At 44.8% G+C, this 518-nt stretch carries 1 protein-coding gene; it reads right to left on the reverse strand.

The features are described 5' to 3' along the window. Nucleotides 1-518 (reverse strand): IS30 family transposase (locus tag ACFOES_RS20970; protein ID WP_377835677.1); only part of this gene is annotated, 518 nt, incomplete at both ends.

Here is a 518-nt window from a genome sequence, read left to right on the forward strand (position 1 = left end):
TCACTGTCGTTAGATCGGTTCCTTTCTTCACATATTGCCTTAAAAGACCGTTCGCATTCTCATTAGCACCACGCTCCCAAGAACTGTACGGATGAGCAAAGTACACATCAGCCTTTAATTCTTTTGCGATGGTTTCATGACCTGCAAACTCTCGCCCGTTATCTGCCGTAATGGTATGGACATGTTTCTTATAGGGCTTCAGTAGCTCTATTGTCGCTTTGGTGACATCATCCGCTGACTTAGATGGCACTTTCTTTACCACGTAAAATCGAGTCTTACGCTCTAAAATAGTCACCATTGCACCTGTACCATGCTTACCTAGCACAGTGTCGATTTCCCAGTCACCAAACCGCTCCTTACTGTCAACGATGCTTGGTCTATCATCAATCGAAACGGCATTTTTTATCGCTGGAGCTTTCTCTTGTTTACCTCGGCGATACCGCTTATGACCTTGTCTCAAGTGACGATATAACTTACCGCCCAAGCGTTTATCTTGAGCAACAAAGCGATAGATCCAC

Source organism: Acidimangrovimonas pyrenivorans, assembly GCF_042643245.1.
Classification (GTDB): Bacteria; Pseudomonadota; Alphaproteobacteria; order Rhodobacterales; family Rhodobacteraceae; genus Acidimangrovimonas; species Acidimangrovimonas pyrenivorans.